Below are 13199 nucleotides of genomic sequence, written 5' to 3' on the forward strand. Positions count from 1 at the left end.
AAGGGGTTCAGCGGCAACCCACGGAGGACTCAATTGACCCCGACAGTTGCCCTGTTTATAGTCGCGCTGAACGGGCTGCGACTGCCGGACATTAAGGGCCACACGATGTCAGAACACTACTTCAATGCACTGGAACAGAAAATCGATCGGCTGCTAGCCCGACTTCAGGCCCTGGAAGCGGAAAACACGCATTTACGCGAACAGGACGCCCGACTCCGTGAGGAGCGTGCGCAACTCTTGCAACTGCACGATCAGACCCGGGACCGTGTCGAAAGCATGATCTCCCGCCTGAAAGCACTGGAGCAACAGTCATGAGTCAGGAAGCACGGACCGTTACCGTGAAGCTGCTCGACAAGGAATACACCATCAGCTGCCCGGACGGCGCAGAAGCGGAGCTATTGGCGTCTGCCGATTACCTCGACAGCAAAATGCGCGAAATCAAAACCTCCGGCAAAATCGTCGGCCTGGAGCGCATCGCGGTGATGGCAGCGTTGAACATGTCGCACGAGTTAATCAAAAACCGTGAGGAAAGCCGCCACAACGTCGAGATGCAGCTGCGTCGACTGGGTAACAAGATCGACCGCTCCCTGCATCAGATCGATGAGCGTGAAGTTCAGCAGCCGGATGACGATGACGCAAGCCGCTGATCACACCCTGAAAAACTCTCATAGTCGATCTAACCCTATTTATTTCAGCGACTTACAGCCCCGTAGCAAATCCCTGAAAAATTACAAGACCTGACATTTAATACAGCCGGCGTATAATGGAAATCAACTTCCTGGGGTGTTCGATTGTCGGTTAAGTCCCTCGAGCCGATAAGCAATACCCAGGGGATGGAATGCGGATATTGTGTGCAAGTCCGGTCTGCCGGAAAGCCTAATATATCCACTGACGTCCCCACTCTGAACCTTTGGGTTCAGGGCCACAACCGATGCCGGCACCCTGGGAGGCCCTTTTCATGAATACATTTCCCTCTATCGATTCCGAGCGCCGTTCGCTTCGCCAGACAATGCGACGCAGACGTCGATCATTGACGCCTCGACAGCAGAAAGCCGCAGCTCTGCGCCTGAAAAAGAGTGTGGGTCATCAACTCTGGTTTCGGCGAGCTCAACATATTGCACTCTACCTGCCCAACGACGGAGAGATCGACCCAAGACCGTTGATAGAGTTGTGCTGGAAGCTCGGCAAGCAGGTTTATCTGCCGGTGCTGCATCCGATCCGGCACAACCGCCTCTGGTTTGTACCCTATTCACCGACCACCAAAATGGTTAAGAACCGGTTCGGCATTGAGGAACCGGGCTTACAGGGTGTGCCGAGACGCCCCGCCTGGGCGCTGGATCTGGTTATGCTGCCACTGGTCGCGTTTGATCCGCAGGGAAATAGAATGGGGATGGGCGGTGGTTTCTACGACCGCACGTTCAGCTACAAACACACTGAGAAAGGGATACACGGTGCCAAGCTGATTGGTCTGGCACATGAATGTCAGCGGGTCGAGGCACTCCCGGTTCAGCCCTGGGATGTCCCCCTGTTCGGGATTGTGACCGACAACACGCAGTATCTACAAGCCGCCGGGTTTAACTGTTAAATACCTGCTGGACAAGCGCCGTGAACTGCAGGTCCGTCTGGGATACACCCGTCATCAGCGCACCTAGAACGAAAACGATTACAAGAACGAGTACCAAATCGGGACTTCTTTTCATCTTCTTCAGCCGGTTCCATTGTTTATTATCAGGTTGCAAACCCAGTATCGGCGCCGGTTTCCCGGTTCACGAAGTTCGGGCCCACCAATTTGTAACAGCTGTTTGACATGCAATCGGCTCAAGTGTTCCATACTTGAGAAAAAATGCAACAAATACGACAAAAAGCCGGCTTTTTTGTTTGATTTAGAACAGATTTCCCCTCCTCGCCGCTAAGTAGTAGCAACCAGAACAATAAAAGCGCGTCTCGATAGATCAACATTCAAAAATGATCATTCCAAGCAAGACGGTTCACCGGCCGGAGCAAAGACAGTCAACCCAGCCAACCGATCATCAAAGGCATGGTAATCAGCGAGAGCAGCGTCTGTGCAGTGATGATGTTGGCCATCAGCGGTGCATCCCCTCCCAGCTGCCGCGCCAGAATATAAGAGGCTGTTGCTGTCGGCACGGACGCAAACACCAGGAACACCCGGGTTCCGGCCTGATCCAGCTGAAGCAACCAGGCCAGCGTGGCGGCAAACAGCGGGAAGACCAGCAGTTTCACTGTTGAGGCCATGATGACTTCCGGCCCACTGTGCCTGAGTGCCTGCAGATTGAGCGCTGCGCCTACGGCCAACAGCCCCAGTGGCAACGCCATTCCCCCCAACAGTTCGAGGACCGGTACAAACGGCACCGGCAACCCCAGCCCCGACAGATTCAGGGCGATCCCCAACAGACAGGCGAGTATCAGGGGATTGGTCGCCAGCGTACGAGCCACGCCATTCATACTGGGCTTGGCATCCCCGTAACCCGCGAACACCAGCACACAGAACAGATTCAGTGTCGGAATCATAACCGCCGCCAGCACGGCCGCCAAAACCACACCCTGATCAGGCAGTAACGCCGCACTGATTGCCAGTGCCACATAGGTGTTAAACCTCAGGCTTCCTTGATACACCGATGTAAACCGGGGGTTGGCAAAGCGCCATAAACGCCCCAGTAGCAATACCAGTAAACTCCCCAGAACCAATAGCCCGAGGACCGCTGTAATCAGCTGCAGCGACTGCCCCCCACCCAGGTCCGCCCGGCTTAACCGGCTGACCAACAGCGCGGGGAAAAGTACATAGTAGGTCGCCCGCTCAGCAGGCGGCCAAAACGCCGCGCCCGGAAAATCAAAGCGACGCGCCAGATGACCAATCACCAGCAGTGCAAAGACGGGCCAGAGTGCGGTAAGAATCTCAGCCATGTTTGTTTATACTCAAAGCCAGACGCTCTATGAGCGTAAACTATCGATAACGCCGTTCGTTCGGCGACCTTAGCCTACACGGAGCCCCTTGCAATGACATCTCTGGTAATGAGTTTTATCGGTCGGGACAAACCCGGCCTGGTCGGCCTGCTCTCTACCACTATCGCCGAGCATGGCGGCAACTGGCTGGAGTCGGGCATGTCCCGACTGGGCGGGCAGTTTGCCGGTGTACTGATCATCCAGGTGCCTGAAGAGCGGCAACCTGAGCTGATTAACGCGCTGCAGGCTCTGGAACAACAGGGCCTGCGGGTGAGCGTCGAGAAGAGCGCCGAGGATGAGAGCCACGCGGGCAACCGCTCGGTCACGCTGGATCTGATCGGCCACGATAAACCGGGGATTGTACGGGAAATATCCCAGGCCCTGGCCGGCATGCAGGTCAACGTCCACAAGATGCAGACCGAGCTGACCTCTGGATCCATGTCCGGCGAGCAGCTGTTTAAGGCCCATGCCGAAATCTGGGTACCGTCACCGGTGGATCTGGATGAGCTCCAGGACAAGCTTGAGTCGATCGCCTCCGACTTGATGGTGGATATCACCCTGAACTGAGGCACCTGTCCGTCACTGGTACTGGAGTCAGCCTGAATGGCGCTCCAGCGCCAGCTCATCACGCTCAAGACGCCACAACAGCGTCATCAACAATGCCCCCAGCCCCACCATAGCCGCCGCTATGTACAAACCGAGATCATAGCTACCCAGCCGCGCTGCCAACATACCGGTTATGGCCGGCGCGAGAATCTGCGCGGTGCCATAAGCCAGCGTCATGCGCCCCATCAGTTTGGCGGGTTTCGTCGGATAGAAACGCCCCGCCATCGTCAGCACCAACCCGACACAGCCGATAAAAGTGCTGCCAAACAGGATTGCACCGGCCATGGCACCGATCAGATTCGGCTGCAGAGCGGGTAGCATGATACCGACTAGCTGAAGCAGGTAAGCGAGAAACAGCGCCGGTATATAGCCGGTTCGCCGAGCGATCCGGTCCCAGGCAATCACAGCGGGAGCCGCTGCCAGACCCAAGACCAGAAACACCCAGTTACCACTCCCCTCCAGGCCGGGTTGACGCTGAACGATATCAACGATGAAGGTGGCGCTGATCACGTACCCCCAGCCGGCACAGAAATACGCCAGATGCAGCAACCGGCTAAACATTTTACCCGGAGGCCGATCCACCAATGCCTGCCCAGAGCGGGTCTTACCCCCCGTATCGGGTGGAGGCATCCACCGCCAAGCCGGTACGGCCAGCACCAGAGCCACGCCCGCAAACCCCAGCCACTGGCCCTGCCAGTCGAGCCCCGAACGGGCAAAAAACTCCACCAGCAGTGAACAGAGCGCAATCCCCGCTCCCATTCCTATAAAGTGCACACCCAGCTCGGAACGGTATTGATGACGAATCAGCCAATTAAGTATCAATGCGCTGGCAAGCAAGAGCCCCCCGGTGGCCGCGAAGCCTGCCACCAGTCTCAACACGGACCAGAGAAGAAAGTTATCGGTCAGTGCCATTCCCAGAGTGGTGGCCACCGCCAGGATCAGGCACAGGCGATACAACCGATCTTTGAGCTTAAGATCGCTGACTGCGGCCGCAGCGAGTGCACCGGCCAGGTAACCGATGTAGTTAAAACTGGCGAGCCATCCACCACCAGCGGTATCCAGCCCGGTCTGCTCCAGCATGATCGGGAGAATTGGCGTGTAGGAAAAACGCGCCACCCCGACCGTAACAATAAGACTGAGAATCCCTGCAAACAGCACTTTAAGACGCTGTTCCATTAAACTGCTCCCTATCACCACCCCGGCAGCCCGGGATGGTTCATTATTATTCTGAACGGGCGCAGTCGCTGTCGCCTTACTCGCCCCGAGCGGCGACCAGAACCCGACCGCGGTCCACCGCTGCGCGCACCTGGTCCGGCGCAGTGCCACCGATATGATTACGCGCCGCCACCGAGCCTTCCAGTGTCAATACGTCGAATACGTCCTCTTCGATGGTATCGGAGAAACGCTGCAGCTCCTCCAGCGACATGTCAGAAAGATCCTTTCCACTCTCGATCCCGTAGGCCACCGACAGGCCCACTATCTCGTGAGCGTCGCGGAAGGCAACGCCCTTCCGAACCAGATAGTCAGCCAGGTCGGTCGCGGTGGAGAAACCTCGGCGAGCGGCCTCACGCATCTCATCCTTGCGCGACTCAATGGCAGGTACCATATCGCCGAAGGCGCGCAGACAGCCTTTTACGGTGTCCACCGCATCGAACAGCGGCTCTTTGTCTTCCTGGTTATCCTTGTTGTACGCCAACGGCTGGGACTTCATCAGGGTCAGCAATGACATCAGATGGCCATACACCCGTCCGCTCTTGCCACGCACCAACTCCGGCACGTCCGGGTTTTTCTTCTGCGGCATGATCGATGACCCGGTGCAGAAGCGGTCCGGCAGGTTGATGAAATTGAACTGGGCGGAAGTCCAGAGCACAAGTTCCTCTGACATACGGGTCATATGCATCAGCAGCACGCTGGCAGCGGCGCAGAATTCGATGGCAAAGTCCCTGTCCGATACCGCATCCAGCGAGTTGCCGGCCGGGGCATCAAACTGCAGCAGTTCAGCGGTGTAAGCGCGGTCGATCGGGTACGTGGTCCCGGCCAGCGCGGCCGCGCCCAGGGGCATCACGTTGACCCGCTTGCGGCAATCGGCAAACCGCTCATAGTCACGGGAGAGCATCTCGAACCAGGCCAGCAGATGGTGTCCGAAGGTCACTGGCTGTGCGGTTTGCAGATGGGTGAAGCCCGGCATAATAGTATCCGCTTCACGCTCCGCCAGATCCAGCAAACCACTCTGCAGGCGACTGATTTCGCTGAGTACAAGATCAATTTCGTCGCGCATATACAGACGGATATCGGTGGCCACCTGGTCGTTGCGCGAGCGCCCGGTGTGCAGTTTTTTACCGGTAATGCCGATCTTTTTGGTCAGCGCCGCTTCGATGTTCATGTGGACATCTTCCAGCGCCACAGACCAATCGAAGTCGCCGCGCTCGATTTCAATGCGGATCTCACCCAGGCCCCGAATGATGTCGTCACGCTCTTTTTCCGTCAGCACACCGACTTTCTCAAGCATCCGGGCGTGAGCAATCGACCCCTGAATATCCTGCTTATAGAGGCGGCGGTCGAAATCGACAGAGGCGGTAAAACGCGCCACGAAAGCATCTGTCGGTTCACTGAAACGGCCACCCCACTGCTGATTGGTCTCTTTGCTCATAACTGGTACCTCACTGGCGCTGATTCGGCCGCGAAAACGCGGTCCCTGACGTGTAATGCCGGGATTATACAGCCCTTTTCAGTTGGTTTCTCAGCCTCTGACCCACCCTGCAAAAGGATCAGGATCTGACGCGGTGAAAAGGCCTGACACGCCGTCACAAATTCAGTGCCCAACTAACTGAAGCCTGATGCGCGCTCCGTGGCAGCCGGTTGCCATGCCAATCGTGTCGGCCAAGCGCTAGAACTGAACGGTTCTGGTACACTCTGCTCCATTAACTTTTCAGGTCGAGGCTATGCCTCTGGATACAGGATTTCAGGTTTCATGAGCAGAACGATTCGCATCGCCACCCGTCGCAGCCTGCTGGCCCTCTGGCAGGCCGAGTATGTCAAAGCCGAGCTTGAGCGTATCCACCCCGGCATTCAGGTGGAGCTGGTCAAGATCCAGTCCAAGGGTGACAAAATCCTGGATACCCCGCTGGCCAAGATCGGCGGCAAGGGGCTGTTCGTCAAGGAGCTGGAAAACGCCATGCTCGACGGAGAAGCGGATATCGCTGTTCACTCCATGAAAGATGTCCCCATGGAGTTTCCGGACGGGCTGGGCCTGCCGGTGATCTGCCCGCGCGAAAAGCCGACCGACGCTTTTGTCAGCAACCACTACAACCATCTGGATGAACTGCCCCAGGGCGCCGTTGTTGGCACCTCCTCCCTGCGCCGGGAGGTCCAGATCCGGGAACGCCGCCCCGACCTGCAAGTCAACTTCCTGCGCGGTAACGTGCAGACTCGCCTGGGCAAGCTGGATGCTGGCGAGTACGACGCGATCATTCTGGCCACAGCCGGTCTGATGCGCCTTGAGCTGCATGAGCGCATTCGCTACGAAATCACCCCGGAGGAAAGTCTCCCCGCTGGAGGCCAGGGAGCCGTAGGCATTGAGTGCCGCAGCGATGACCAGGAACTCATCGACCTCATCAAGCCGCTGCACCACACCGAAACCGCCTACCGTGTGCTGGCCGAGCGCGCCATGAACCGCCGCCTGGAGGGCGGCTGCCAGGTACCCATCGGCTGCTTTGCAACCCTGAATGACGATATCAGCGAAATCTGGCTGCGTGGCCTTGTCGGTCGCCCCGACGGTACCCATGTATTGCGCGACGAAATCCGCGGTCCCGTTGATCAGGCCGAACAGCTGGGGATCACGCTGGCTGAGCGCCTGCTGTCAGCCGGTGCCGATGCGATCCTGAAAGAGGTTTACGCCGAACGTGGCTGAACAGCCGCTCACCGGTAAACGCGTACTGGTTACCCGACCGGCACACCAGGCTGCGAATCTGATCGCTCAGCTAAGCGCACTGGGTGCCGAGCCACTGGCGCTGCCGCTACTGGAGATCGTCCCGACACAGACAGGGGATGCCGCGTATCAAACCGTGAAGTCGCGCATCCTCGACCTGGACCTGTATCAGGGGGTGATTTTTGTCAGCGCCAACGCGGCAGCCATCGGAACCCAATGGGTAGACGAATACTGGCCCCAGCTCCCGATTGGGGTGCAGTGGCTGGCGATCGGGGCCGCGACCGCAGCCCGGCTGGAAGCGGAGGGCATCCCTGCTTACCATGTGGCAGGAGGGTTTGACTCAGAAGCGCTGCTGGCCGACCCACTGCTCCAGGATGTGGCCGGACAGCGCTTTCTGATCATGCGCGGGGAAGCGGGTCGTGAGCTTCTCGCCACGACACTGGAAGCACGCGGAGCGACGGTCCACTATGCCGACCTTTACCGGCGCGTCTGTCCGGCGCATGATAAAGAGCTTATCCAAAGTACTATTTATGATCAGCGGTTATCCGTTATTCTGATAACCAGCGGCCAGGCTCTGGAGCACCTGTTGGCATTGGCGGGGACAGAGCCGGATCTACTGAGCACAGAATTGATTGTTCCCAGCCCGCGCATTGCCGATCTGGCCCGGGCTCGGGGCTTTACTCGAATCAGGATAGCGGACGGACCGGATGACACGTCCATGATCCGCGCTATAAGACCTGCCGACTGACTGGAACTTTAGGCATGAACGATACCCGTAAGCCCGAGGAGAACACCCCGGCAACCGAGGCAAAAGAAACAGAGCAACATAACTCGACGCCGGACACATCCAACGCCAACACGGCGGAAAACAAACAGACGACACCCGGCCCGAAAACCACAGACGCCGAAGCTGCGCCCAGCGAAACGGCAAAGGAAACTTCCGGCGACCTGGGTGCGACACCGCCACCCCCACCCTCTCCACCCAAAGCCGAAAAACAGGGTGCTACCTGGCCTGGCAAACTGGCACTGGTTCTGGCACTGGTTGCCGTTGGCGGCGTGGGCTACTTGGCCTGGGAAGGGTGGCAGCTCAAGCAGACATCCGCATCCACCCGCACCGCAATCACTCAACAGGTTGAGACGGCTCTGGCGAATACCAAAGCCGATGTGGCCGACCGGATCGGCAGCATGAACCAGCAACTGGGGTCGCTCCAGAGCCGGGCTCAGGCCGACAAGCAAAATATCGAACAGCTCCAGCAGCGCCTGACAGACGCCATCAAGCAGGTCAACGCCACCCGGGAAACATCGCGCACCGACTGGCTCATGGCCGAAGCCGAATACCTGCTGCGCCTGGCTAACCAGCGCGTACTGATGGAGCAGACCGCGACCGGCGCATTGACCCTGCTTAAAGCCACTGACGATATTCTGCGCGAAAGTGACGATGTGGCGCTCTACCCGGTACGCGAGGCACTGGCCAACGATATCGCGGCCCTGGAAGCGGTGCCGGTGCTTGATGTGGAAGGGGTTTACCTGAAGCTGGCCGCCATGAATCGGCAGGTGGATGATCTGCGCCTGACCCCGATTACCGATCGTCGCAAACTACCGTCCATGCTGGAGGAGATCACGCCCGAGTCGGTGGAGAAAACCTGGACCGAGGGCGCTGCGGCGGCCTGGGGCAAGGCGATGGACAAGTTTGAAAAGCTGGTGGTTATTCAGCACCGTGACGAGCCGGTAGAACCGCTGTTATCACCGGAGCAGACTTACTATCTGCAGCAGAACCTGCACCTGATGCTGGAACAGGCGCAACTGGCTTTGCTGCAACGCAAGCAGCAGGCGTTCGACGCCAGCCTTGAAAAGGCCTCCCAGTGGATCGGCAACTATTTCAACGAAGAAGACGCGACAACTCAGGCGCTGCTGAGGGGCATCGGCGAACTGAACGCCACCAACGTTGCTCCTGAACTGCCCGACATCTCCGGCTCCCTGAAAGCCCTCAAGGGCCATCTGCGTGATATGGCCCGCCTGAAACAGGAGGCCGGGCAATGAAACGCTTTTTCATCATCTTACTGATCTTGCTGCTGGCCGGTGCCTGGCTGGGCCAGCTGATGGTGCAGGACCCGGGCTACGTTCTGATGGCCTACAAAGAGACCACGGTGGAAACCAGCCTCTGGGTTCTGCTGTTGATCGCCATTGTACTGTTTGCGGTCCTGCATACGGTGCTCAACCTGATCACCCGGGCCGGTGTACCAGCCCAGCGGATGCGCGACTGGCGCGGCCGTCGCAATCATAAGATCGCCCAGGGCAAGACTCTCAAAGGGCTGATGGCACTCTCCGAAGGCAACTGGTGGAAAGCTCAGCGCTACCTGACCCAGGCGGCCGAGCGTAGCGAACAACCTCTGATCAACTACTTGGCGGCCGCCAAGGCCGCCCATGAACAGGGCGACGCCAGCGGCGCTGATCAACTGCTGCAGAAAGCCCGAGAGGCCACCCCGAAAGCGGAAGTCGCTATCGGCATCGTTCAGGCCCAGATTCAGCTGGCCCGGGGTCAGAATGAACCCGCATTGGCAACACTGCTGCACCTGAAGCGTCTGGCTCCCAAACACAGCTATGTATTGAAACTGCTCAAGGAGACCTACGTTCGGTTGAACGACTGGTCTGGCCTCAACAAGCTGATGCCGGACCTCAAGCGCCACCAGGTGCTGCCTGATGAGCAGGTTCGCCGTCTGGAAACGGAGGCAGCCCATCACCTGCTGGACCAGAGCCTGGCGGAGCAGCCTGCGGAAGCGGACAGCAAGACCCGGCTGCAGGCGGTCGCTCACACCTGGCAATCACTGCCAGCCAACTGCACCCATGACAACCAGCTGATCGAACAGTACACCCAGCTGATGGTCGACGCTGGCAGCGCCGATGAAGCAGAGAAGATGCTGCGCGATCAACTTAAAAAGCAGTGGGATGAGTCATTGGTTCGCCTCTACGGTCGCATCCGCAGCAGCAATCCCCACAAACAGCTGGAAACAGCCCGTGGCTGGGCCAAGAAGCAGGACGAGAGTGCTGCTCTGGAACTGACCCTGGGCCGCCTGGCCATGCAGAATGAACATTGGGGCAACGCAATCAGCCACTTCGAGCGTAGCATTGAGCTGGAGCCAGGGGCCGAAGCCTGCGCAGAACTCAGCCGCCTGCTGACCCATCTGGGCGAGGGAGAACGCGCCTCCGCCGTCGCCGCACGCGGTTTCGAACTGATGAATGGCGCACTGCCCGCCCTTCCCCTGCCACCGGCAAAACAGCACGCACCGGACAAGGATTGAACTTGCGGCCACCGACCCCATCAAAGGGGTCGATTGGTAGTTACCCGGTATAAAGGAATTACAGATGTTGGAACGTCAATTCGAACGTTTGATGTATGTCTCACGCTGGATTCTGGCCCCGATCTATCTGGGACTGAGTCTGGCGCTGGTCGCACTGGGCATCAAATTCTTTCAGGAACTGATACACCTGTTACCCCATGTGACCGAGATCGCCGAAGCCGATATCGTACTGGTGGTCCTGTCACTGATCGATATTGCACTGGTCGGCGGACTCATCGTGATGGTGATGTTCTCTGGTTACGAGAACTTCGTATCCCGGATCGACCTGGATGAGGGCTCGGAAAAGCTGAGCTGGCTGGGCACACTGGATACCAACAGTCTCAAGAACAAGGTCGCCGCCTCCATCGTCGCCATTTCGTCGATCCACCTGCTGAAAATCTTCATGAATGCCGGCAATGTGGATAACGACAAACTGCTCTGGTACGTCATTATCCACCTGACGTTCGTGGTGTCCGCGTTTGCCATGGGCATTCTGGATAAACTCACGAAGAAATCTCACTGACGCCGGGCATAGCCGGTCAGCTTGAGCGTTAGATCAGAGAGCGCTCGCGCCGTACAAAGGCGAATCAGCGGCGCTCTTTCTTTATTTCCCTCAATGACGTCTGCCGGATAGGCCTGTTCAACCCGCCCCTCCAATAGCCAGGCCTCACAGATTTCGCAGACGCCATTGCGACAGGCATGGCGCAGGGGTACACCGGCTTCCACCAGCTGCTCCAGTAACGAAGCCTCCTGACGCAGCGCCAGGACAACCCCCTCTTCAGGTAGAGAAACCTGCCAGCGATTGAAATCGCTCTGCTCAATCGTCGTCAAAGATACCCAGCTCCTGCCAGATACTATCCACTCGCTCCTTAACCGCTGCATCCATGGTGATCGGCACGCCCCATTCACGGTCGGTTTCGCCGGGCCACTTGTTGGTGGCATCCATCCCCATCTTCGAGCCCAGGCCCGACACCGGGGAAGCAAAATCCAGGTAATCGATCGGTGTGTTGTCCACAAGCAGGGTATCCCGGCTCGGGTCCATTCGCGTCGTGATCGCCCAGATCACATCCTTCCAGTCCCGGGCGTTGACGTCGTCGTCACAGACAATCACGAACTTGGTGTACATAAACTGCCGCAGGAAAGACCAGACCCCCATCATCACCCGTTTGGCATGACCCGGGTACTGTTTCTTCATGGTGACCACCGCCATCCGGTAGGAACACCCCTCCGGCGGCAGGTAGAAATCGACGATCTCGGGAAACTGCTTCTGCAAAATCGGTACGAACACTTCGTTTAAGGCGACGCCAAGCACGGCGGGCTCATCAGGCGGTCGGCCGGTGTAGGTACTGTGGTAGATAGGCACCTCGCGCTGGGTGATGCGCTCGACGGTGAATACCGGAAAGCGATCCACCTCATTGTAGTAACCGGTATGATCACCAAAGGGGCCTTCATCAGCCAGTTCGTCCGAATAGATATAACCTTCAAGGATAATCTCGGCGCTGGCCGGTACCTGCAGATCATTACCGATACATTTCACCACCTCGGTCTTGCCACCGCGCAGCAACCCGGCAAAGGCGTACTCCGACAGGGTGTCCGGTACCGGAGTCACGGCACCGAGAATCGTGGCGGGATCCGCGCCCAGCGCCACCGCAACGGGGAAAGGTTCGCCGGGATGTTTGAGTTTCCATTCGCGAAAATCCAGGGCGCCTCCGCGGTGGGACAGCCAACGCATGATCAACTTGTTACGACCGATCAGTTGCTGACGGTAAATACCCAGGTTCTGACGCGATTTCTCAGGCCCGCGCGTCACGACCAGCGGCCAGGTCACCAATGGGCCGGCATCGCCGGGCCAGCAGGTTTGGATCGGTAATTTGTACAGATCCACATTATCACCCTCGATCACCGTATGCTGGCAGGGCGCATTTTTGACCACTTTGGGGCCCATGTTGAGCACCTGCTTAAAGACCGGCAGCTTCTCCCAGGCATCCTTCATCCCCCTGGGCGGCTCAGGCTCTTTCAGCTGCGCTAACAATTTACCCACGTCACGCAACGCAGTGACCGACTCCTCACCCATTCCCAGAGCCACACGATCCGGCGTACCGAACAGGTTAGTCAGCACCGGGTAGTCGTAGCCCTTGGGGTTTTCGAACAGCAGGGCCGGACCTTCAGCACGCAGCGTGCGGTCGCTGATCTCGGTCATCTCCAGGTAGGGATCGACCTCGGTCCTGATCCGCTTCAGTTCGCCACGCGCCTCCAGCATTTTTATAAAGTCGCGCAGATCCTTGTACTTGGGGTTACTCATCAGCAATCGGGCCTTTTGCTGGTTATACAGATGTGCTGGCTTTCCGGCCTATCAGCCCCGTCCA

General features: G+C 58.2%; 14 protein-coding genes and 1 other RNA gene. 10 read left to right on the top strand and 5 right to left on the bottom strand.

Features of this window, described 5'->3' with window-relative positions; genetic code table 11:
* The first annotated feature begins 33 nt into the window (after positions 1-33).
* The 4 genes from G403_RS0106600 to G403_RS0106610 all read left to right on the top strand — a co-directional run bounded on the left by G403_RS0106600 (position 34) and on the right by G403_RS0106610 (position 1585).
* On the top strand, positions 34-315 hold the full coding sequence (locus G403_RS0106600) for a TIGR02449 family protein (protein ID WP_245578215.1): 282 nt from the start codon (positions 34-36) through the stop codon (positions 313-315).
* Positions 312-647 (top strand): cell division protein ZapA, encoded by a 336-nt coding sequence (locus G403_RS22455; RefSeq protein ID WP_036232872.1) that lies wholly within the window; start codon positions 312-314, stop codon positions 645-647. Before G403_RS0106600 ends, G403_RS22455 begins: the two co-directional genes overlap by 4 nt.
* Before the next feature lie 125 nt (positions 648-772).
* Positions 773-953, top strand: a non-coding RNA gene (gene ssrS / locus G403_RS24865) — 6S RNA.
* A 5-nt stretch (positions 954-958) separates the two neighbouring features.
* Positions 959-1585, top strand: coding sequence for a 5-formyltetrahydrofolate cyclo-ligase (locus G403_RS0106610; RefSeq protein ID WP_027853296.1), 627 nt, complete (start codon positions 959-961; stop codon positions 1583-1585).
* Between the two features lie 425 nt (positions 1586-2010).
* On the opposite strand, the gene G403_RS0106620 is transcribed toward G403_RS0106610, so the two are convergent.
* Complete coding sequence (locus tag G403_RS0106620) at positions 2011-2922, bottom strand: AEC family transporter (RefSeq protein WP_027853297.1); 912 nt, start codon at positions 2920-2922, stop codon at positions 2011-2013.
* Between the two features lie 93 nt (positions 2923-3015).
* Here G403_RS0106620 and G403_RS0106625 point away from each other — a divergent pair, with 93 nt between their 5' ends.
* Complete coding sequence (locus G403_RS0106625) at positions 3016-3528, top strand: glycine cleavage system transcriptional repressor (protein WP_027853298.1); 513 nt, start codon at positions 3016-3018, stop codon at positions 3526-3528.
* A gap of 27 nt (positions 3529-3555) precedes the next feature.
* Here the strand turns inward: G403_RS0106625 and G403_RS0106630 are convergent, their stop codons facing one another.
* Together G403_RS0106630 and argH are read right to left on the bottom strand one after the other, a co-directional pair.
* Positions 3556-4743 carry a YbfB/YjiJ family MFS transporter gene (locus G403_RS0106630; protein ID WP_027853299.1) on the bottom strand — a complete coding sequence of 396 codons (1188 nt, stop codon included), beginning with the start codon at positions 4741-4743 and terminating at the stop codon, positions 3556-3558.
* A gap of 76 nt (positions 4744-4819) precedes the next feature.
* Positions 4820-6217 carry an argininosuccinate lyase gene (argH, locus tag G403_RS0106635; RefSeq protein ID WP_027853300.1) on the bottom strand — a complete coding sequence of 466 codons (1398 nt, stop codon included), beginning with the start codon at positions 6215-6217 and terminating at the stop codon, positions 4820-4822.
* Between the two features lie 321 nt (positions 6218-6538).
* Between argH and hemC the strand changes: the two genes are divergently transcribed.
* From hemC to G403_RS0106660, 5 genes are all read left to right on the top strand, one after another.
* Positions 6539-7477 (top strand): hydroxymethylbilane synthase, encoded by a 939-nt coding sequence (gene hemC, locus G403_RS0106640; protein ID WP_027853301.1) that lies wholly within the window; start codon positions 6539-6541, stop codon positions 7475-7477.
* The gene (locus tag G403_RS0106645; RefSeq protein ID WP_027853302.1) at positions 7470-8243 is read left to right on the top strand and encodes a uroporphyrinogen-III synthase; all 774 of its coding nucleotides are present in this window, start codon (positions 7470-7472) and stop codon (positions 8241-8243) included. Before hemC ends, G403_RS0106645 begins: the two co-directional genes overlap by 8 nt.
* Positions 8244-8257: 14 nt before the next feature.
* Entirely contained in the window at positions 8258-9535 is a 1278-nt protein-coding gene (locus tag G403_RS0106650; protein ID WP_027853303.1) for a uroporphyrinogen-III C-methyltransferase, read from the top strand.
* A complete protein-coding gene (locus G403_RS0106655; protein WP_027853304.1) occupies positions 9532-10794 on the top strand; it encodes a heme biosynthesis HemY N-terminal domain-containing protein in 1263 nt (420 codons plus the stop codon). The genes G403_RS0106650 and G403_RS0106655 overlap by 4 nt, the downstream gene beginning before the upstream one ends.
* Positions 10795-10858: 64 nt before the next feature.
* Positions 10859-11356, top strand: coding sequence for a TIGR00645 family protein (locus tag G403_RS0106660; RefSeq protein ID WP_245578216.1), 498 nt, complete (start codon positions 10859-10861; stop codon positions 11354-11356).
* Here the strand turns inward: G403_RS0106660 and G403_RS0106665 are convergent.
* Together G403_RS0106665 and ubiD are read right to left on the bottom strand one after the other, a co-directional pair.
* On the bottom strand, positions 11350-11664 hold the full coding sequence (locus G403_RS0106665; protein ID WP_027853306.1) for a 2Fe-2S iron-sulfur cluster-binding protein: 315 nt from the start codon (positions 11662-11664) through the stop codon (positions 11350-11352). The genes G403_RS0106660 and G403_RS0106665 overlap by 7 nt on opposite strands.
* Entirely contained in the window at positions 11651-13135 is a 1485-nt protein-coding gene (gene ubiD, locus G403_RS0106670) for a 4-hydroxy-3-polyprenylbenzoate decarboxylase (RefSeq protein WP_027853307.1), read from the bottom strand. The genes G403_RS0106665 and ubiD overlap by 14 nt, the downstream gene beginning before the upstream one ends.
* Between the last annotated feature and the right edge of the window lie 64 nt (positions 13136-13199).

This window comes from Marinobacterium litorale DSM 23545 (assembly GCF_000428985.1).
GTDB classification, from domain to species: domain Bacteria; phylum Pseudomonadota; class Gammaproteobacteria; order Pseudomonadales; family Balneatricaceae; genus Marinobacterium_D; species Marinobacterium_D litorale.